We start from the raw sequence: 21,073 nt of genomic DNA, 5'->3' as shown, positions 1-21,073 counted from the left end.
ATGAAGACTCTCGCTCTGGCAATCACACTTGCCCTGGCTTCTTGGTATACACTGGCCAATAAGAATACTGATCATGCAGGTATAGACCACAGTGCAATGATGACGGACAACAGCAAAATGAATCACTCTGCCATGATGAATACGGACGGTATGTCTGCGGTCGGTATGCCGGCCCAAGGCGCCAAACCAGACAAAGTGGTGCATGTCCTGCTCTCCGATGATATGAAAGTCACTTTCAAGAAAGAAGTCGACATTGAGCCCAATGACGTGGTGCAGTTTGTCATCATGAATACCGGTAAAATCGATCACGAATTCTCAATTGGATCCGCCAGTGAACAACTTAAACACCGCGATATGATGAAAAACATGATTGACCACCATATGCATGATTCCGGCAGTACCGTGACCGTACAGCCAGGTAAGGCAAAGCAGCTGATGTGGCACTTCCACGGTGACAACAATGTCGAATTTGCCTGTAATATGCCAGGCCATGCTGAGGCAGGGATGGTGAAGAAAATCGCGCTTTGATACGCAAGGGGAGCTGTCAGGTTACAGATAGCGTGAAATAAAAAACCGCCATGGAGCCTTATCGGCTTCAGGGCGGTTTTGTCTGTGTCAGGTCAACGGTAGGCTGACCAGCGGCTGCACAACTGCATTTATACGCGGTTACCCTGCTCATCAAGGATCAGCTCGCCGTCTTCTTTGTACAGCGGGCCCGGCGGCCATTGCTCGAGCAGATCCAGTACCAGCTCACTCGGGCGACACAGCTTAACGCCTTTTTCACTGCATACGATCGGACGGTTAACCAGCACCGGATGCTCCAGCATGGCAGCCAGGATCTGCTCGTCGGTAACACCCTCTTCCATCAGACCCAGCTCTTTAGCCGGTGACTTACTGGTGCGCAACGCACTTTTCGGTGTCAGGTTGGCAGCGGCAAACAACGCCAGCAACTGCGGGCGGGTCCAGCCTTCATTGAGATACTCGATCACTTCCGGCTGATAGCCGGCTTGCTCAATAATACTCAGCACATTACGTGATGTGCCACATTCTGGATTGTGGTGAATTACGATCATTTTGATTGCTCCGAAGATGCATTAACAGGACCAAACCAATGGCGGGTGCGATTGGCAAACCAGACCAGCGACAGCATTACCGGCACTTCGACCAGCACGCCAACCACGGTTGCCAGGGCCGCCCCTGAGTGCAGTCCGAACAGAGAGACGGCAACGGCGACCGCCAGTTCAAAGAAATTCGATGTGCCAATCATGCAGGCCGGCGCAGCAACATTGTGCGGTAATTGCATGCGCTTCGCCGCCCAGTAAGCAATGGCAAAAATGCTGTAGGTCTGGATCAGCAGTGGAATCGCGATGAGCAGAATGGCTTCCGGGCGCTGCAAAATAGTTTCAGCCTGAAAACCAAACAACAGCACAACCGTGGCCAGCAGGCCGACAATCGACCAGGGTTTCATCGTGGCAAGGAAGCTATTAAGCCTTGAGTGGTCATTGGCTTTATCCAGTTTCTGGCGCGTAAAGGCCCCCGCCAGCAGCGGGATCAGAACATACAGTACCACAGACAGCAGCAGCGTATCCCACGGTACGGTGATATCAGTCACCCCGAGCAGGAAGCCGGCGATCGGTGCAAAGGCAAAAATCATGATGATGTCATTAATCGACACCTGCACCAGAGTGTAGTTGGCATCGCCTTTGGTCAGTTGACTCCAGACAAACACCATTGCCGTGCACGGCGCGACACCCAGCAGAATCATCCCGGCGATGTATTCACTCGCAGTTTGCGGGTCAACCCAGTCCGCGAACAGACCTTTGAAAAACAGCCAGCCCAGCAGCGCCATGGTAAACGGCTTAATCAGCCAGTTGATGACCAGAGTCAGTACCAGCCCTTTCGGTTTTTTACCCACATCTTTGATCGAGGAGAAGTCGATCTGTACCATCATCGGGAAGATCATCAGCCAGATCAGCAGCGCAATCACGATGTTCACGTGGGCATATTCCAGCCCGGCGATGGCGGCAAACACATCTGGCGCCACACTGCCTAACGCAATACCACCAATAATGGCTAAACCGACCCAAACAGTCAGGTAACGTTCAAAAAGTCCCATCGATTTGCTCCTAAATCTCTTTTTTGGTTAACGCGCTGCATCAGTTGCTCAGCACTTTCAACCCGCTCTGAATATCGATCCACCAGATAATCACTATTATCACGCGTCAGCCAGGTAAACTTCACCAATTCCTCCATCACATCAACGATGCGGTTGTAGTAACCCGACGGTTTCATCCGGCCTTCGTCATCAAACTCGAGAAACGCCTTCGCCACCGAAGACTGGTTCGGGATGGTGATCATCCGCATCCAGCGCCCTAATACACGCAGCTGATTCACCGCATTAAACGATTGTGAACCGCCACAAACCTGCATCACAGCCAGAGTTTTGCCCTGAGTTGGGCGCACCGCACCGATTGAAAGCGGAATCCAGTCAATTTGTGCTTTCATGATGGCAGTCATCGAGCCATGCCGTTCCGGGGAACACCATACCTGCCCTTCTGACCAAGTGACCAGCTCGCGCAATTCCGCGACTTTAGGGTGACTCGCATCGACACTGTCTGGTAAAGGCAGACCTTGCGGATCAAAGACTTTCACTTCAGCGCCCATACGCTCGAGCAAACGCGCACACTCTTCTACCACCAGACGGCTGTATGAACGCTCTCGTAACGAGCCGTACATGAGAAGAATACGCGGAGCGTGAGTTGAACGAGGAGCAGAAAGTTGCGATGGTTGGGGAAGATGAAACAGGGATTCATCGATATTAGGTAATGACATGGCGAATACCTTGGCCTAATGTTAGAGAGTCATAATGATAGTCAGTCGATATTACATTTGGGCTGTGACAGCCAACGAACAAATGTGAAATACCGTATATATGGATTAGCATATATAAGATGCATGACAAGTCAATGACAAAACCGTGACAGCCCGCCACATACTCAGCTATGCCCCGCTTTCCTGTGTTAAATCATCCAGGCTATCGGTGGCGTCCGGCGTGAATGACGCCCAAATGATGGGAAATGTACACAAAAAAAGCCAACCGGTTGAGGTTGGCTTTGCGATAACGTCACAATTCACAGATGATTAGTCATCCAGCGTGTAAGCAATCACGTAATCACCGCGGTCTGGTGACTGACGAGCGCCACCGGCGGTAATCAGGATGTACTGCTTACCTGTTTGCGGCGAAACATAGCTCATTGGTGTGGCGCCACTACCAACCGGCAGACGCTGTTTCCACACTTGCTCACCGGTTGCCGAGTCAAATGCGCGCAGATAGTAGTCCTGAGTACCAGCGATGAACACCAGGCCACCCTGAGTAGCCAGCGTACCACCTAACGTTGGCAGACCAACCGGGATCGGCGCTTTCATCTTAATTCCGAACGGGCCAGTATCTTCAACCGTACCAACCGGCACTTGCCAAACGACCTGACGCGTTTTCAGGTCAATCGCAGATAGCGTACCAAACGGCGGTTTCTGACACGGAATACCCAGAGGTGACATAAAGCGGTTTTTGTTCACGGCATACGGCGTACCTTTGAGAGGCACTGCGCCCATACCAGCGTTCACCGCTTCACCACCACTGCTGGCTTGCGCGTTGCTGGTGTCTTGCTTAATCATTTGTACCCACAGACCCAGACGCATATCGTTCACAAACGCGTATTGATTATTCGGGTCAAACGACATGCTGCCCCAGTTCATCCCGCCCAAAGAGCCAGGGAAGCTCAGCGACAGGTCAGTGCCCGGAACCGTAAACAAACCATCGTAACGCATTGACTTGAATTGAATACGACAGATCAATTGGTCAAACGGTGTTGCACCCCACATGTCCGACTCAGTCAGTGTTTGCGCGCCAATTTGCGGCATACCTACCGAGAACGGCTGAGTTTCAGAGTACTGTTCGTTCGGGATATCACCGACTTTAACTTTACGCTCTTCCACTTTCGTCAATGGCTGACCAGTCTGACGATCCAGCACGAAGATCTGACCCGCTTTAGTGCCAACAATCACTGCCGGTTTAGTCGAACCGTCTTCCATCGGGAAATCGATCAGGCTTGGCTGCATTGGAACGTCGAAGTCCCAAAGGTCGTTGTGAACTGTCTGGTATACCCACTTCTCTTTACCGGTTGTCGCATCCAGCGCCAGTACCGAGGTTGAGTATTTGTGGTCCAGCTCAGTACGGTTTGCTCCCCACAAGTCAACTGACGGGCTACCCATTGGGATGAACACGGTGTTCATCGCCGGATCATACGACATCGCCGACCACGAGTTAGCCGAGCTGCGTTTGTAGGTTTCACCTTCCTGCAGTTCTGCATTCGGGTTAGGGTTACGCGGGTCAAATGCCCAACGCATTTCACCCGTGTATGCGTCAAAGCCACGCATGACGCCACCAGGCATATCCGTTTGCACGTTATCGGCAACGCGGCCACCAATCACAATCGTGGTGCCGGCCAAAGTCGGTGCTGCGGTCAGCTGATAAGTCGGATCCGAGGCATCACCCATGCCTTTTTTCAGATCAACCATACCGTTGTCACCAAAACTGGTACAAAGCTCACCCGTGTTGGCATCGAGTTCGACCAGCTCTGCGTTGATGGTGTTCATGATGATGCGTTGCTGACACTGAGATTCAGCCGCTACATCCATGATTTTTACCGGAGTGGAACCAGGAACCGTTGGCTGCTGAACCGGACGCGTGGTATCAAAATAAGTCACACCACGACAGCGGTTCCAGACCTGTGCCTGAGCGTTAAACTCATGCTTCCAGATCTCTTTACCAGAATCGGCGTCTACCGCGATAACATTGTTGTGCGGCGTACACAGGAAGATACGGTTGCCCACTTGCAGCGGTGTTTGCTGATCTTCAGCACCGTTACCATTACTGTATGCGATATCACCGGTACGGTAAGTCCAGGCGACTTTCAGATCTTTAACGTTATCACGCGTGATCTGATCCAGTGCAACAAAACGGCTGCCTTCAACCGTGTTGCCATAGTGTTCCCAGTTTTTCTGCTGAGTTTCCTTGGTCACTGGGATCAGAGGTAATTCGCTGCCGTTATCAACCGTCGGGTGTGGCTGGAACATGCTGACCAGAGTTGCCACCATACATACCAGAATCACACCAGCAAGGGTAAAAGATGGCTTGCTGCAAGACGACTTACTCTCACGGGCGCGCAGGAACGGCCACGTCACCAGAGCCAGCATCATCAGGCCCGCAGGAACCATAAGACGTGAAACCAGCGGCCAGAAGTCAATGCCGACATCGGCTAAAGCCCAGATGAGTGTTCCGATGAAAACAAGGCCGAAAACAGTCACGGCAGAGGAACGAACTCGGAAAAATTGGATGGCGGAAACAAGAGTGATGATACCGGCGATGAGGAAGTAAAGACTACCTCCCAATGAAACTAGCTTGGCACCTGCTATAGTAAAGAACAGGCCGACACAAGCCAGGATAATCGCCATTAGCCAACTCCAAAGTTTTAACTTCGGTGTTGACTGAACAGGTTTTTCAGGCATGACGTGCATTCTCCTAGGTTGGAATGTAATTTTTCGCTGTAATTCTTTTACACTTCGTTACATAATTATGATCGGTTCGGTAGATTTAGACAATCAGATTTGTTAGGGAAAGTTTAATTGGCGTTAAATTCTCTATCTGGATACATGACCTGACAGGTATATCGTACACCATTCTGTCGGCAGTTTAACGCATATCGATACTGACTGTTTTAAATTTAGACACACTAAGCACTGATGTACATATTTAAACTGCCGCTTTGTCTGGGTGACAACCTAAAACACCAACAGAAACGGAACAGCAATGAAACGAAACAATCTTGATACCAGAATGCTGGTATTGCTTTTGCCAGCCTTCGGTACCCTGGCCGCCGATGAAAAAAGTGCTGACACTGAGCCGATGGAAACCATGGTCATCAGCGCTTCTTCGCAAAAACTGTCAGAATTTGACACTCCCGCCGCTTTGAGTGTGGTGTATGGCGATGAATTGCGCGACGCAAGTGCAGGCATCAACCTGTCAGAAAATACCTCAGGTATCCCGGGCCTGCTTATCCGCAATCGCCACAACTACGCTCAGGATCTGCAAATCTCTATTCGCGGTTACGGTGCTCGGGCGAGATATGGTGTGCGCGGCATTCGTATGTATTTAGACGGTATTCCCGCAACCATGCCGGACGGCCAGTCGCAAACCTCAAATATCGATATCAGCTCAATTGATAGTATGACGGTTTTGCGCGGTCCGTTTTCCGCGTTATACGGCAACTCTTCCGGCGGCGTGATTAATATCGAAACCGAAACCGGCGCTCAGCCAAACCGGGTTGAAATGAGCAGCTACTACGGCAGTTACGGCACTTGGCGCTATGGCGTGAAGGCGACCGGTAGTATTGGTAGCGGTTACGAACCGGGGGACGTGAATTACACTGTTTCAGGTACCCGTTTTGCGACCCACGGATTTCGCGATCACAGCTCAGCAGACAAGAACATCGCTAACGCCAAGCTGAATGTCATTATTGATGATAAAAGCAGCGCGACTCTGATCCTCAATACCGTTGACCTGGATGCCTACGATCCGGGCACACTCAACCGCAGTGACTGGAAAAATAATCCAAGCCAGGCCCGCGATGCGGTTTATACCTACAACACCCGTAAGAATATCAATCAGACCCAGGTCGGCCTGCGCTACGAGCGTGAACTGACCGACAACGACCAACTCAGCGTGACCGGCTATGCCGGTGAACGTAAAATGAATCAATACCAGGCAATTCCCTACTCAACTCAGGAAAGCAACCCACTGCATGCCGGTGGTGTGGTCGACCTGACCCGTGAATACCAGGGCATTGATACACGCTGGACCCACAGTAATGACACATTTAGTGTGCCATTCACTGTCACCAGCGGCTTCGATTATGAAAACATGAAAGAGCATCGTCGCGGCTATGAAAACTACGTGGAAAACGGCGGCGACTACACCACAGGGGTGAAAGGCGATTTGCGTCGTAAAGAGCGTAACCTGATGTGGAACCTCGACCCGTATGTGCAAACCTCCTGGCAACTGACTCAGGCACTGCGTCTCGATGTCGGCCTGCGTTATAGCTCGGTTTACTTCGACTCGAACGACCAGTACGTCACCGCGGATAACGGTGATGACAGCGGCAGCACCAGCTACCATGAATGGCTGCCAGCGGCCTCGCTGCAATACGATATCCGCCCTGACTGGAACGTGTACACCTCGATTGGTCGTGGATTCGAAACCCCGACCATCACCGAGCTTTCGTACAGCAACGCGGGCCTGGGTGGTCTGAATCTGGCTTTACAACCTTCCACCAATACCACCCTGGAAGTCGGTACCAAAAAAGCCGTGGATGGCGGTCTGCTGACCTTCGCCCTGTTCCAGACCGATACCGATGATGAAATCATCGTCGATGACAGTGCCAATGGTCGTACAACCTACACCAACGCAGGCAAGACCCGCCGTCGTGGCGTAGAAGCCGCCTATCAGCAGCGTTTTATGGATGACTGGCAACTGATGCTGGCCTGGTCTTATATCGAAGCGAAGTTCCGCGATAACCAATGCGATGACAGCGGATGCAACAATCTGAGCGATAACTACTTGCCGGGAGTAGCCAGCCAGGTGGGCTATGCGTCTCTGGGCTATCAACCTCAGGTGGGCTGGTACGGTAAAGCCGATGTTCAGTTTATTGGCCGCACTTATGTCAATGATGACAACTCAGAGCACCTTTCCTCTTACGCAGTGTCGTCCCTGAGCAGCGGCTACAAATATGAGCTTGACCAATGGCTGTTCAACGCTTTTGTACGCGTCGATAATCTGTTTGACCGTAATTACTCCGGTAACGTCAGCGTCAATGATACCTACGGCCGCTACTACGAACCGGCACCGGGTCGCAACTATGGCGTTGGCCTGACGGCAAGCTACAGCTTTGACTGAATGAAACAGACGGTGACGATCTCAGACTGAGCACGCAAATCCCGTCCATTTCAGGCGGCAAACAGGTCCACTCTGAACTGCACTGGATTCTTGTCCGCTGAAATCTCTCTTGAGTCTGCTGTTACGAAAAGCAAAAGGGATAGCCTGATGGCTATCCCTTTATAATCATTTAATCGAAGTTAACTAACGATAAAACATACTTGGAAGCCACAACGAGATAGCCGGTATGTAAGTCACCATCATCAACACGATAATGTTGCACACCAGAAACGGAACAATCGCCCTAGCTACTTTTTCCATCGATATACCGCCTATCGAGGAAGCCACAAACAGGCATACTCCCACCGGCGGTGTCGACAGGCCAATCATCAGATTCAATACCGCAATAATACCAAAGTGCACCGGGTCGACCCCAACTGAAGTCGCCACTCCGAGTAGAGTCGGGAACAAAATAATCAGCGCGGCAATGGTTTCCATAAACGAACCAACCAGTAACAACAACAGGTTGATGATCAACAGCACCACCAGCTTATTTTCACTCAGCGTCAGAATCGCATCGGCAATCATCTGCGGAATACGCTCCGAGGTCAGTATCCAACCGAACACATTAGCAAAACCAACCAAAATCAAAAGAGACGCACTGGTTACTGCAGTAGCAATCAGCACCGATGGTACCTCTTTCCATTTTAGGCCGCGGTAGACATAAAGACCGATGATCAATGCATAAAAAGCAGCAACAACAGAAGCTTCTGTCGGTGTGAAGAATCCGCCAATGATGCCGACCAGAATCAGCATAGTCAGAGATATAGCCCAGCTGCTGCGACGCATCTCTATCATTAATTGTTTAAAAGAAACTTTCTCTTCTTTCGGGTAATTACGCTTCACCGCCAGAATATACACCGTAATCATCATCCCAAAGCCGAGCAACAGACCCGGGATCGCCCCGGCCAGAAACATCTGGCCCACAGAAATACCCGTCAGTGTCCCGACAATAATCATCGGTACGCTTGGCGGAATAATAGGCCCGATAGTCGAGGACGCCGCTGTGACAGCAGCAGAAAATGGCTTGTCGTATCCCGCCCTCGCCATGCCGGGGATCATTACGCCACCGATCGATGCCGTATCAGCAACTGCAGTGCCAGACACGCCACCAAACAACATAGAACCGGCAACGTTAGCCAGTCCAAGCCCACCTCTGATATGCCCGACCATGGCGTTGCTGACGTTAATGATCTGCTCCGTGATGTTACCGCGGTTCATCAGGTTACCGGCCAAAATAAAGCCCGGCACGCACAATAGTACAAAGCTATCCATGCCCGCATACATTTTCTGCGGAATGACGGTTAAGGGAATATCCATCATCAGCAGATATGCCATCGCTGATAAAGCCAAGGTAATCGCAATCGGTAAACCGACAAACAGGAGAACAAAAAAGACGGCAAATAAAATAACAACTTCCATTTAAATATCTCCACCATGAAAGGCACTCAGTAAGTGGCGGATAAATGCCAGCAGTGCGAAAAACATCAGGTTCAGCAAAATTAAAATAGTGGAACCAAATACATAGCTCATCGGAAAAAACATGGTTGGAGACATCTGGTATTCACCTATCTGGGTAAACTGCACTGCAGAAGGATATAAAACCAAACCAAAAACAAAAATGACCAGCGCGACAAACGCATTAAAAAAATGTGCGTTACGTTGATTAAGCGAGTTACACAGCAGATCCACAGCCACGAGCTCACCGCGCTTGTAAGCAATACCTATCGTCAATGCGACCGTACCGCTGAACAGATAACGTGACAATTCCTCAGTCCAGACCGGCGGCACATCCATGAACAATCGTCCGAAAATCTGCAACATTACCACGCCACACAGTGCAACGATGCCGGCAACCGCACCCAATCCCAATAACTTTTCGGCCCCATTCTCAATCTTGATCACCCAGGTCAAAGGCGGCGAAAAACCCCGGTTTTTATTGACATTGTTTACATTCATAACGTCCATACTCTACCCCAGTGTTCCGTATTGGGGGGGAGCCAGGCTCCCCCCTTTGCTTAAAGCGGAAATTACAGCTTTTGAATCTGTTCAAACAGCGCTAATACATCACCTTTCAGGCTGTTTTTCACCGCTGGGATAGCCAACTCACGGAATTTTTCTAGGTCAACCTCATGGAACTGCATACCTTCGGCTTTGAGTTCATCGATCAGTTTCGCTTCTGCCTCTACCGCGAGTTTATGCTCGTAGGTATGCATCTCTTTCGCACTGTCAAGCAAAATAGTCTGCAGATCCTGTGGCAGCTTGTCCAACTGACGCTTGCCGATTAACACATAGATCCAACTGCGCACGTGCTCAGTTTTATTGACATATTTTTGTACTTCGAAGAAAGAAGCACTCTGGATCAGAGACAATGGGTTTTCCTGACCATGCACCGTGCCCTGCTGCAAAGCGGTAAAGACTTCACTAAATGCCATCGGCGTCGGTTTAGCACCTAAAGCACTCCAGGTCGAAACAAAAATTGGCACATTAGGAACACGCAGTGTCATCCCTTTTAAATCCGCCGGCGTGGTCACAGGTTTGTTCGACGTCAGGTTACGTGCGCCACGTTCAAACCAGGTAATAGGAACTAAACCGGTGCGTTCAGTGATCTGCTTTTCAATCTCATGACCAATCTCGCCATTGGCGACTTTCGCCATATGTTCACTGTCACGAATAGCGTAAGGCACGGCCAGAAGAGCGGCTTTAGGCGCCCAGTTTTGCAGAGTTTCACCACTCATGGTCATATCCACTGTGCCAAGTTGGATACCACTTATCACATCACGTTCCGCACCCAACTGGGAGTTTGGGTAAATATCAATGTTGAGTCTGCCGTTTGACTTTTCATTAACAGTATCGGCGAAATGCACGAATGCCTGGTGCCATACGTGTGCTTCATTGGCAACGTGGCCAAGTTTCAGTGTGTAGTCTGCCGCGAATGCTGACGTCGACAGCACAGACAGAGCAAGCAAGGAAGCTTTGGTCATAAGTTTCATCGTTATTGCCTCTATATAGTTATATTTTAATGTGTAGGGTATCGGTGGATTTAAAACGCTAAGATGACTTTACGCGTAGATTCCGGCGAGTTTTCTAACTGTTTGACCGCTTCAGAGAACTCGCTAAAAGCAAATTCATGACTAACGATAGCCTCAGTATTCAACTGCCCTGATTCAATCCATGGGATCACTTTGGCAAACATTTTGTTATTCAGACGTGACCCCACAATCGTCAGCTCTTTCTTAATCACTTCCATTTGCATCAACTCACTTGGCTCAGACAAGAAACCAAGCAGACAAATGGAGCCAGCTGGAGCAGCCAGACGCAGGATTTGCGGTACCAGAGATGGAATACAAGCGGCATCAGCAATCAACGGAACTCCCTCGCCGCCGGTCAATTCCATCACTACAGCTTCGACATCCTGCTTTTTAGAGTTGATGACATGCTCAGCACCCAGCTGCTTCGCCACCGCTAACTTCTCATCCACGATGTCAACCACAATCGACGGAATGCCAAGCACTTTTGCTACTTGCACCAGAGTCAGGCCAATCACACCCGAACCATAGATAAGCACGCTGTCGCCATCGCAAGGTCTGAGGCGTTCAAATACGTTAGCGGCTATAGTGTAAGGCTCAACCAAGGCTGCCTGCTTCAATGGAATTTTGTTGGAAATCGGATAAACATTACCGGCTGGAACGACTTGATATTCAGAGAAACCACCATCGCGATGAACACCAATAACCTGCAGATTCAGGCAACTGTTGGCACGGCCGTTACGACATGGGCGGCAGTGGCCACAGTTAATGACCGGATCAACCACGACGTGATCGCCTATAGCCAGTCCCGACACATCGTTACCTAGTTCAGCAACCACACCAGAAAATTCGTGACCACTGATTCTCGGATAAACCACAAACGGGTTGTTGCCATGCAGAATATGCATGTCTGAGCCACAAACCCCCGCATATGCCACTTTAACTACGACCTCATCCGCCCCACATTCCGGTTGAACCTTGTCCACCATCTGGAATTGATTCGGTTTTTGAATAACAAGAGATTTCATACAGTTGTCCTACGTTATTTCAGAAATCACATTATTTAGGTGATTCTGCATTGCGTTGTAAGCCGCCTCGGGATCGTGCGCCTTAATCGCTTCTAATACTTTGCGATGATCGTCAGTCCAGACTCCGCGTTCTGCGGGCTCGTCCGCCATGATATTCAAACGGGCCCACATCTCGCCTCCCATATGATTCTGCATAAGTTCCGCATGGAACTTGATCAGCAACGGGTTCTCACTGGCTTGAGCAATCAGCACATGAAATTGCATATCCGCATCAACCGAGGCACTTTTGCGTAGTTCCGGCCGGGAGAAACGCTTGGCCGATTCCATCAAAATCACGCATTGTTCCAATTCTTGAATCAAGCCATCACTGGCCTTTTCAGCGGCAATAGCCGCCAATTGGGATTCCAGAACGCGTCGTGCTTCAGTCACTTCAAACGGCGTAACATCCGGAAGCTCTTTTGGTAAATGAATCGGCTCTTCATGGATCACATAAACTCCTGAGCCCTTTCTTATTTCTGCGACTCCGAGTAACTCCAGATATACCATCGCTTCGCGGATAACAGTGCGACTCACACCGAGTTCATCAGCCAGCTTTCGCTCAGGCGGAATACGTTCACCGACCGTAATCACCCCTTGCTTAATCTGAGCTAAAATGTCAGTCGCAATTTTTATATATAAACGTTCACTCACCGTTACTGTGCCTCATTTGGTTACCATGGATGAAGTGTGCCATCCTCCAAGCGGTTTACAGGCAAACTCGCTCTCTTGTATGGGTATTTTGCGGCAAGTGCTTCATTGATGTCTACGCCATGCCCCGGAACTTCTCCAGGCTGGAATGTACCGTGATCAAACTGGTAAGCATGAGTAAAGACAGATTCGGTCACATCGCAATGTGCCATATGTTCCTGAATACCAAAGTTATTGATTGCAGTGCCTAAGTGCAACGCACATCCCATGGTGATCGGAGACAAATCGGTCGCACCGTGAAAACCCGTTTTAATCTGGTACAAAGAGGCCAGTTGGGCTATTTGTCTGACGTGGGTAATCCCGCCACCATGAACGATAGTGGTGCGGATATAATCGACCAGCTGGTTAGTGATCAAATCTTTGACATCAAAAATTGAACTGGTCACTTCGCCTACCGCCAACTTAGTGGTGGTATGCTGACGAATCAGTTTGAATGCTTCCTGGTTATCAATCGGCGTCGCGTCTTCCATCCAGAACAGACGGTAGGGTTCAAGCATTTTGCCCAATCGGGCAGCTTCGATTGGCGTCAGACGATGATGGACGTCAGTCAGCAATTCCACGCCATAACCAAATTTTTCACGTACCGCTTTGAATACGGTTTCAACACTATTGAAATATTTGGTGGTGTCCCAAACCTGCTCTTCCGGCAGGCTGGCATTAGCAGGTTCGTATGCCTCCCCCCTTCTTAGACACTCCGTAGGTTTTCGCCAAACCAGGCACACCACATTGAATGCGGATGAACTTGTAGCCTTTCTCCAGCGCAGCAGCAAATCCCTCTAAAACATCGTCAACGGTTTCACCATTAACATGGGTATAAACATTGATGTACTCCCGGCTTTTGCCACCGAGTAACTGGTAAAGTGGCATGCCAGCCGCTTTCGCTTTGATATCCCATAGCGCCATATCGACTGCGGCTAGTGCTGACATGTCGATCACACCTTTCTTCCAGTAATAACCGCGGTAGAAAAATTGCCAGATATCTTCAATACGCCCGGCGTCGCGACCAATCAAAGAAGGAATGACATACTCTTCGAGATACTTCGCTACCACCAACTCTCTGCCGTTTACCGTTGCATCTCCCAATCCATAGATGCCCTCGTCCGTTTCAATCTTCAACGTGACAAAGTTTCTTCCTGGGCTACAGACAATCACCTTGGCATTGGTAATTTTCATTTCATTCTCCTGGCCATCAACATGAGTTTCTATCAACAGATGTTATTAAAGCGATAAATCTTGGTTTATTTTGTGATCCAAGCTGTAATTCCAATTTAACAAAATTGGTCTGTACAATTTTTACAAATTGGATCACACTTTTTTAAGGTTCTCAGGTCAAAATAGAGTGACTTTCCCAACAACGTATCAGAGAACCGTTATGCCTGTATTCCATAACCTATATTCAAGAAGTCAGTTAAAGCCCAAAATCGTCCACATTGGATTTGGCGCTTTCCACCGTGCGCACCAGGCTCTCTTTGCAGATGAGCTGGCACAAATCAGTCAATCCGACTGGGGGTACTGTGAAATCAGTTTATTGGGTGGAGACAAGCTAATAGAGAATTTAAGGCAACAAAATCATATATTTACTGTAGTTGAGAAGGGGGTCAACGGTCCTAGTATCAAGACTGTCGGTTCAGTATGTGAGTCTTTACATCTGAAACTCGATGGCCACGAGAAAATCATCGAAAAGATTGCTGCGCCAGAGACATGCATAGTCTCAATCACTATCACCGAAAAAGGCTATGGCATTGATCTGCATAGTGAACGTCTCGATACAAACAACCCATTTATTAAAATTGACCTGGACAATTTTAATAAGCCAAAGTCCGCTATTGGTTGCATCGTTCAGGGTTTAAAACGACGTATGGAGCGTAACCTGACTCCGATTAGTGTGATGTCGTGCGATAACATGCCGGAGAACGGCCGTAAAACTCAAAATGCGATAGTCGACTTTGCCCAAATCGTTGATCCTCAACTCGCACTCTGGATCCAAGACCACATTGCCTTCCCGTCGACCATGGTGGACCGAATCGTTCCTGCGCTTAGTGAAGAAGCACAAGCGGAAATCGATAGCCTGGTGGGAGAACATGAACCATGCGGTATTATTTGTGAACCCTTCAGACAATGGGTAATAGAAGACAACTTTGCAGCTGGCCGCCCGGAGTGGGAAAAAGTCGGGGTTGAACTGGTTAATGATGTCCTTCCCTACGAAGAGATGAAACTGCGCATGCTCAACGGCTCGCATTCATTTCTTGCTTACCTGGGATATCTGGCAGGCTATGAGCATATCTCAGACTGTATGCAAGATAGTGAATTTAAACAGGCAGCCTACAATCTGATGATGGCAGAACAAGCACCAACACTGTCTATAGGTCAACAGGTTGATCTGCAAGCCTACGCGCAATCCCTGATTGAACGTTACAGCAATCCAAACATCAAACATCGTACCTGGCAAATTGCGATGGATGGCAGCCAAAAGCTACCACAGCGAATGCTAGAATCTGTATCCTGGCATATTACACACCAATCTGAATATCCGTATCTTGCACTCGCTATCGCTGCCTGGATCAAATATGTCGGCGGAGTGGATGAAAAAGGACAACGAATTGATGTGCGAGATCCTAAAGCTGAAGAACTTTATAACCGTTTCCACAGCTGTAACAACGAGGTCGCGAGAGTAAGAACTCTGTTAGACATACCTGCAATCTTTGGTAGTGAGCTGCCAGCTGAATACCAGTTTGTTGATGCTGTGACGCAAGCCTATCAACGGGTTGAATTGATAGGGGCAAAACGCGCCGTATCAGAGTTAATTAAAGCGACACAGAATTCTGAACGCCCTCAACGGTTCTAACAGTAGCAATACGATTAAGGCAACGCAGGAAGACAAATATGATTCTTCCTGCGTTATCCATAACGATTGAGCAACTTATTCAGCTCATAAAAAGGCATCGATTTATAAAAATACCAGCCCTGGATAAATGCGGTCGGGCAATGCTTTTGTATCATCTGGTATTCACGTTCAGTTTCAACGCCTTCAAACACCACTTCTTTTTGCAGACTGGTCACCAATTCCATAACCGGTGACACCATGTCCTTTTTCAGATCGTAGTTCAGTGCATTAACAAATACCCGGTCAACTTTAATGTAATCAAAGTCGATTTCGGTCAGCCACACCAGATTCGATACGCCGGTGCCAAAATCATCCAGTACAACCATAAAACCCATTGCCCGGGCCTGTTCGGAAAAATCAGCCAGTTCTTTAAGTGGCACAGCAATACGTTCGGTAATTTCAATTTTAAGCTGTTCGGGCAAGATGCCTTGTTCATCGACCAAGTGCTTAAGAAATGGCAAAAATCTCGTATCCTGAATTTCAAATGTGCCAATATTGATGCTAACAGAAAAGTACGGCAGCTGTTTTAATACGGGCGTCATTTCAATAATGGCTCTCTGGGCGGTGAAGTAAGCCAGCCGCGGATACAAGGCAAGCTTTTCCGCAATACCGATAAACAGCTCCGGAGACACTTTACCGAACACCTTGTCTTCCCAGCGCACCAAACTTTCCACCGCGATGATTTGGTTGTCGGCAACGGAAACTATCGGCTGATACTCCATATAAAGTGTCTGCTGCCTGAGCGCCTGACGAAAGCGCACTTCCATCGCATTGCGCCTCTGCAAAAACGCGCAGAATGAATAAGTCAGTAACCAGCAAAACAGCCCACAAATCACGGTAACGCCCAAAATCACTTTGCCGGAGTAGAAAAACAGCCCTGCGTTAGGATTATGGGTATTCACGCAGTAACTGTATTTCTGGCTGCAGATGTTGGTATCTAAGTCAATTCCGAACTGTTCACCATCAAGATTAGGAGGAGAATAAGCAATGAAAACGTGATTATTTCTGGACGAGGTAACATCAAACTCAAAATCCGGCATCTGACGCACTTTACGTGTATAAGGCGTCGCCAGACTGACGGTAAAAACGTTGTTCAGTATCGTGATATTGTATTTATCATCCAGCTCAAACAGATTGGACGCATCAGAATAGAAACGATAACCCTTAAAAGCGGATACCTCTTTGGCCTCTATCTCTATGGGTGTAAAAGTCCCCCAGTTCGCCGTGCAGGAAACCTGAATACCATTGATATAACCCATGTCATAGATTTCTGAGTTTTTGTGTACCAACTTTCTGAGCACATTAAGATTCTCTTCTTCGCAACCCCCTCCGCCCAGTGCATCGGCCTCTGCCAGCACCGCAATCACCTGCGAGGTCACCAGCTCCGAGTTTTCCAGCATGTCCTGCGCAAATTCTTGCTGCTTTTCCTGCTGAACCTGATACGCCATAAAAGTCACCACAGACAGTATCGCGACCATGAACAACGAAAACAACAGTCCTTTAAATGCGAATTTGTTCACTGAAATCCTAAATAAGTACGGCGATTAGAATCATCAATGTAGTTGATTTTTCGATAAATGATATTGCGGTCAATCACAAACATGATGAACGTGCCAATCATATTCCGTCCAGCAACGGTGACCGAGAATCCGGATAAAAAAATAATTAATGATAGAATTGTTACTTAATTATCTGAATTAGGGGAACTTTCGCCACAACAGCAGTTGTCGGCGCTAAAATCGGTTCGAATAAGCCATCTTCAGTGTCTAAAGTTAACCAATAATACTTGCGTCTTTTCCCGCTATGACGCTGGACAATTGCCATAATTGTAAAAATTAAGCTAAGGATGACTTATGGTTTCTCGCGCTTTCAGACTCCCCCGTTCACTCTGGATGGCACTGACCTTGGCTATGCTACCTATGTGTATTCAAGCCGCCCAACCATTTCAGGCATTGCAGACCCGAGCTCAGGCATTGCAGACCAGAGCCTCTGAAGACACTGTACTGGTAAAGTTTAAGCCCGGCTCGGCAGCGGATGAGAGACGTTCAGCCCATACTCAAGCTCAGGGCAACGTGAGAAAACGCATTGAATCCATTGGCGTTGATGTGGTGCAAGTCCCCAAAGGATCGGTCTCCGCTGCCATTGCGCTGTACAGCAACAATCCCAATGTTGTCTACGCAGAACCTAACTATGTTCGGCCGCTCTATTTCCCCGCCACCAACGAAGGTAGCGAGCCCGGCTTGGGAATCAGCAACAACTTTGATCAACAGTATGGCCTTCACAACACAGGTCAGGCGTTTGGCGCCGTAGCAGATGCGTTAGGAAATTTAATTGTTCCTGCTTATCAGGCCACACCTGATGCAGACATTAACGCACCGGAGGGCTGGGCCGCAGCAAACAACCAGGCTGAGGTCGCGGTGGCGGTAATTGACAGTGGTGTCACCTGTGCTCACCTTGATTTAGCCGGTAAGTGTATTGAAGAAATCAACTTCGTTACCTCTCATGGTTCCGGCCCGGAAGACGTTCTCGGCCACGGTACTCATGTCGCTGGTATTATTGCTGCAACCACAAACAATGGCATCGGCATCGCTGGCGTTGCACCGCAAGCAAAAATTGGTGCGATGAAAGTATGTTGGGAAGACATCAGCTTAGCGTGGCTTGGTATTATCATCAGCCAGTGCGAGGATGCGGATGTCGCGAGCGCACTGACTTATGTTGCTGACTCCGGGTTGTACAGAGTCATCAATATCAGCCTGGCCGGGACGGAAGTATCGTCAACCTTGGGCACGGCGATTAAATATGCCTGGGACCAAGGGCTGGTGATCATTGGTGCCGCAGGTAATGCTTATTCATCAGAGGTCTATTATCCTGCCGGCTATGATGAAGTGATCGCTGTTGGCGCAACGGACTATCATGACAATCTGGCCGCCTACTCCACTTTTGGTCACTGGGTATCGGTTCTGGCACCGGGAACCGCTATCTTATCTACTGTTCCGGGTGGTGCTTGTGGTCAACCTGCTGATGACCCGAGTGACTGTTACGATTATAAATCCGGCACCTCGATGGCCGCACCCCACGTGGCAGGTGTTGCCGCAGTGATGGCCGCTCAGTATCCGCAGTTAACTAACGCGCAGATTCGCGCCGCAATTGAAGGCAGTGCCGATCCGATTGGAGCGCTCGGTCAAAACTTTCATGCCTGGTCAATCTATGGCCGGGTCAACTTGCTGGCTGCATTAAACTACGGCTCAGCTCCGATCATCGCCGAAACCCACTCTGTCACTGCCATCCTGGCAGAAACCGTCAATGCTGGCAAAGGCAGCAAACAGGGGCGGGTTACTGTCACCGTCAGAGATAATCTGGGTCATCCGGTCAACGGCGCGGTGGTGCAAGGCGATTTTGACGTCGACAGCCACACATCCGTCACACAGGTGACTGACAGTGCCGGTAATGCCGTGTTTACATCACAATACTCAGCAAAAGGCAGCATCACATTCAGTTTCTGTGTCACGAACATCGCCAGCAGCGCCACCAGTTGGAGCGAGACCGAACGATGTGTCTCATTCCCATAGCCGTCGCAGCCGATTAACTTCTGCAGACAATTAACTTCTGCAGACAATTAGCTTCGGCAACCAACTAACACATGCAAACAACCACCACCTGCAAACCACAAAGCCTCCCTTTAATGAGGCTTTGCTCATATTGAATCAGACGGTTTCAACCAGTTCCGCCTGACTTTGCCGGGCGCTGTCTGCCCGCTGGTGATATGGAAGAAACAACAGCGCTGCTGCAGCGAGCAACGAACAGAGCCCCATCAGCAAGGCCACATAGGACAATACTTCTGTTAAGCCGCTACCATCATCCAGCCCTTGCTGCATCAGAATACCCGCCAGCCACGGCGCGATAATAGCGCCCGCACGGCCAACACCAATTACAAAGCCGGTACCGGTCGCGCGAACATGAGTCGGAAAGACATACGCCACCAGAGTGTAAATGCCCGACACCCCCGCGTTGGCAAAAAAGCCCGCCAGCGCTGCTAATATACTGAGCTGCGCGAGCTGCGGCTCCGCGCGGCCAAATAAGGTCACCGCACCTGACGTCAGGACCAGAATCGCCATGGTCAGTGGTTTAAGGCCGATTTTTTGACTAAGCAGACCAAACAGCAATCCGCCCAGCACACCACCGACATTGACCCAGAACAGTACACCAGCGGCGGATGCTGCGCCAATCCCCATCTGCACCACTATGGTCGGCGTCCATTTCAGGACGTAGTAGAAAGTGATCATCTGAAACAGGTAGGCCAGCGTCATCAGCAGTGTCGCGACCAGCAACTTTCGCGAAAAAATATCCAGGATCGACGTTTTGTGCTCTGCCGCCGGTTTGCATGCCAGCGCTTGTACCGGCGCATGACCAATTTTTATCAGCGCCTGATTGACACGTGCCAATGCTTGCTGAGGCTGAACGCGGCACAGCCATTCGACCGACTCTGGCAGTAGCAGAGCGCTGAACGGGATCATCACGACTGAAATCACCGCGCCGGCTAAAAACATATCACGCCAGTTCACCGCACCCGGTTCAAGCACCACACTGCCGATCAGACCACAGATGATACCGCCCAGCGGATAACCAATCACCATCAGAGAAATACACAAACCGCGCTGCTTCTTATTGGAAAATTCTGCCACCACCGCATTAGTGGTTGAAAGCAGCCCGCCTATGCCGAGACCAGTGTAAACCCGCCAGGCGCACAGCATTTCGATACTCTCAACGTGAGCCACTAACCACATGCCGCTGGTCATCACCGCCAAACAACCCAGTACCATTTTTCGACGGCCGATTTTATCCGCCACGCCACCGAGCACAATAGAACCCAGCGCCATCCCCAGCAGTTCCATCGACAGCACGGCGCCAAGCCCTGAGCGAACGAGGCCAAACTCCGCCATAATGCCAGAGCCGGACACACTAATTGCCAGTACATCGAAGCCATCCACAGCACTGAACAATACCGTGATGGTGACAATCACAACCTGCATCCAGGTCATCGGTGACTCGTCAATGCGAGTGCGTGGATCCACGGCTAACTGGGTCATGGCGGCTATCCTCAAAAAAGCAAAACAAGGCTGATATACAACCTGAGACATAAATACGGCCGAAAGTCTGCATATTCACTTGCTGTGCGCCAGTGAGCAAGGTAAGTTTACTCATAAAGGTTATGAATTTATTTCAAGTAAATAATAGAACCAGCCAAATATATTCATTTAGCCTCAATCGTAGCACTAAACTTAGCGCAAACGGTTGCTTTGAGTCGTTCCACGTATTTTCCCCGACCTTGCTCACT

The 21,073-nt window shown here is 49.5% G+C and carries 17 protein-coding genes; 4 read left to right on the top strand and 13 right to left on the bottom strand.

Features of this window, described 5'->3' with window-relative positions:
- On the top strand, positions 1-528 hold the full coding sequence (gene copI, locus KNV97_RS08905; protein WP_136483041.1) for a copper-resistant cuproprotein CopI: 528 nt from the start codon (positions 1-3) through the stop codon (positions 526-528).
- A gap of 128 nt (positions 529-656) precedes the next feature.
- Here the strand turns inward: copI and arsC are convergent, their stop codons facing one another.
- The 4 genes from arsC to KNV97_RS08885 all read right to left on the bottom strand — a co-directional run bounded on the left by arsC (position 657) and on the right by KNV97_RS08885 (position 5,514).
- Entirely contained in the window at positions 657-1,073 is a 417-nt protein-coding gene (gene arsC, locus KNV97_RS08900) for an arsenate reductase (glutaredoxin) (protein ID WP_136483039.1), read from the bottom strand.
- Entirely contained in the window at positions 1,070-2,116 is a 1,047-nt protein-coding gene (gene arsB / locus KNV97_RS08895; protein WP_136483037.1) for an ACR3 family arsenite efflux transporter, read from the bottom strand. The genes arsC and arsB overlap by 4 nt, the downstream gene beginning before the upstream one ends.
- Positions 2,092-2,832, bottom strand: a complete 741-nt coding sequence (arsH, locus tag KNV97_RS08890) for an arsenical resistance protein ArsH (protein WP_218562915.1) — start codon at positions 2,830-2,832, stop codon at positions 2,092-2,094. The genes arsB and arsH overlap by 25 nt, the downstream gene beginning before the upstream one ends.
- A 309-nt stretch (positions 2,833-3,141) precedes the next feature.
- The gene (locus tag KNV97_RS08885; RefSeq protein WP_218562914.1) at positions 3,142-5,514 is read right to left on the bottom strand and encodes a glucose/quinate/shikimate family membrane-bound PQQ-dependent dehydrogenase; all 2,373 of its coding nucleotides are present in this window, start codon (positions 5,512-5,514) and stop codon (positions 3,142-3,144) included.
- A 355-nt stretch (positions 5,515-5,869) separates the two neighbouring features.
- Between KNV97_RS08885 and KNV97_RS08880 the strand changes: the two genes are divergently transcribed.
- Complete coding sequence (locus tag KNV97_RS08880) at positions 5,870-8,011, top strand: TonB-dependent receptor (protein ID WP_218562913.1); 2,142 nt, start codon at positions 5,870-5,872, stop codon at positions 8,009-8,011.
- Positions 8,012-8,194: 183 nt separating this feature from the next.
- On the opposite strand, the gene KNV97_RS08875 is transcribed toward KNV97_RS08880, so the two are convergent.
- From KNV97_RS08875 to KNV97_RS22135, 7 genes are all read right to left on the bottom strand, one after another.
- The gene (locus KNV97_RS08875) at positions 8,195-9,472 is read right to left on the bottom strand and encodes a TRAP transporter large permease (RefSeq protein WP_136483029.1); all 1,278 of its coding nucleotides are present in this window, start codon (positions 9,470-9,472) and stop codon (positions 8,195-8,197) included.
- Positions 9,473-10,009 (bottom strand): TRAP transporter small permease, encoded by a 537-nt coding sequence (locus KNV97_RS08870; RefSeq protein WP_168796935.1) that lies wholly within the window; start codon positions 10,007-10,009, stop codon positions 9,473-9,475. It abuts the gene before it with no gap.
- A gap of 71 nt (positions 10,010-10,080) precedes the next feature.
- Positions 10,081-11,034: a TRAP transporter substrate-binding protein gene (locus tag KNV97_RS08865; protein WP_206208365.1), complete on the bottom strand. Its 954-nt coding sequence runs from the start codon at positions 11,032-11,034 to the stop codon at positions 10,081-10,083.
- A gap of 59 nt (positions 11,035-11,093) precedes the next feature.
- The gene (locus KNV97_RS08860; protein WP_136483022.1) at positions 11,094-12,107 is read right to left on the bottom strand and encodes a Zn-dependent oxidoreductase; all 1,014 of its coding nucleotides are present in this window, start codon (positions 12,105-12,107) and stop codon (positions 11,094-11,096) included.
- Positions 12,108-12,116: 9 nt separating this feature from the next.
- On the bottom strand, positions 12,117-12,797 hold the full coding sequence (locus KNV97_RS08855) for a FadR/GntR family transcriptional regulator (protein WP_136483020.1): 681 nt from the start codon (positions 12,795-12,797) through the stop codon (positions 12,117-12,119).
- A gap of 20 nt (positions 12,798-12,817) precedes the next feature.
- Positions 12,818-13,414 carry an enolase C-terminal domain-like protein gene (locus tag KNV97_RS22140; protein ID WP_322972726.1) on the bottom strand — a complete coding sequence of 199 codons (597 nt, stop codon included), beginning with the start codon at positions 13,412-13,414 and terminating at the stop codon, positions 12,818-12,820.
- 97 nt (positions 13,415-13,511) lie between these two features.
- Positions 13,512-14,027: an enolase-like domain-containing protein gene (locus KNV97_RS22135; protein WP_322972725.1), complete on the bottom strand. Its 516-nt coding sequence runs from the start codon at positions 14,025-14,027 to the stop codon at positions 13,512-13,514.
- A gap of 199 nt (positions 14,028-14,226) precedes the next feature.
- Here KNV97_RS22135 and KNV97_RS08845 point away from each other — a divergent pair, with 199 nt between their 5' ends.
- Positions 14,227-15,699, top strand: a complete 1,473-nt coding sequence (locus KNV97_RS08845; protein ID WP_218562912.1) for a mannitol dehydrogenase family protein — start codon at positions 14,227-14,229, stop codon at positions 15,697-15,699.
- Between the two features lie 53 nt (positions 15,700-15,752).
- Here the strand turns inward: KNV97_RS08845 and KNV97_RS08840 are convergent, their stop codons facing one another.
- On the bottom strand, positions 15,753-17,258 hold the full coding sequence (locus KNV97_RS08840) for an EAL domain-containing protein (protein ID WP_240798112.1): 1,506 nt from the start codon (positions 17,256-17,258) through the stop codon (positions 15,753-15,755).
- Between the two features lie 333 nt (positions 17,259-17,591).
- Between KNV97_RS08840 and KNV97_RS08835 the strand changes: the two genes are divergently transcribed.
- A complete protein-coding gene (locus KNV97_RS08835) occupies positions 17,592-19,307 on the top strand; it encodes a S8 family serine peptidase (RefSeq protein ID WP_218562911.1) in 1,716 nt (571 codons plus the stop codon).
- A 135-nt stretch (positions 19,308-19,442) separates the two neighbouring features.
- Here KNV97_RS08835 and KNV97_RS08830 read toward each other — a convergent pair whose 3' ends face one another.
- On the bottom strand, positions 19,443-20,825 hold the full coding sequence (locus KNV97_RS08830; protein WP_218562910.1) for an MFS transporter: 1,383 nt from the start codon (positions 20,823-20,825) through the stop codon (positions 19,443-19,445).
- Positions 20,826-21,073 lie beyond the last annotated feature (248 nt).

Source organism: Vibrio ostreae, assembly GCF_019226825.1.
Taxonomy (GTDB): Bacteria; Pseudomonadota; Gammaproteobacteria; order Enterobacterales; family Vibrionaceae; genus Vibrio; species Vibrio ostreae.
Note: the sequence above shows the minus strand (reverse complement) of the source record. Positions and strands in the feature narration are given on the sequence as shown.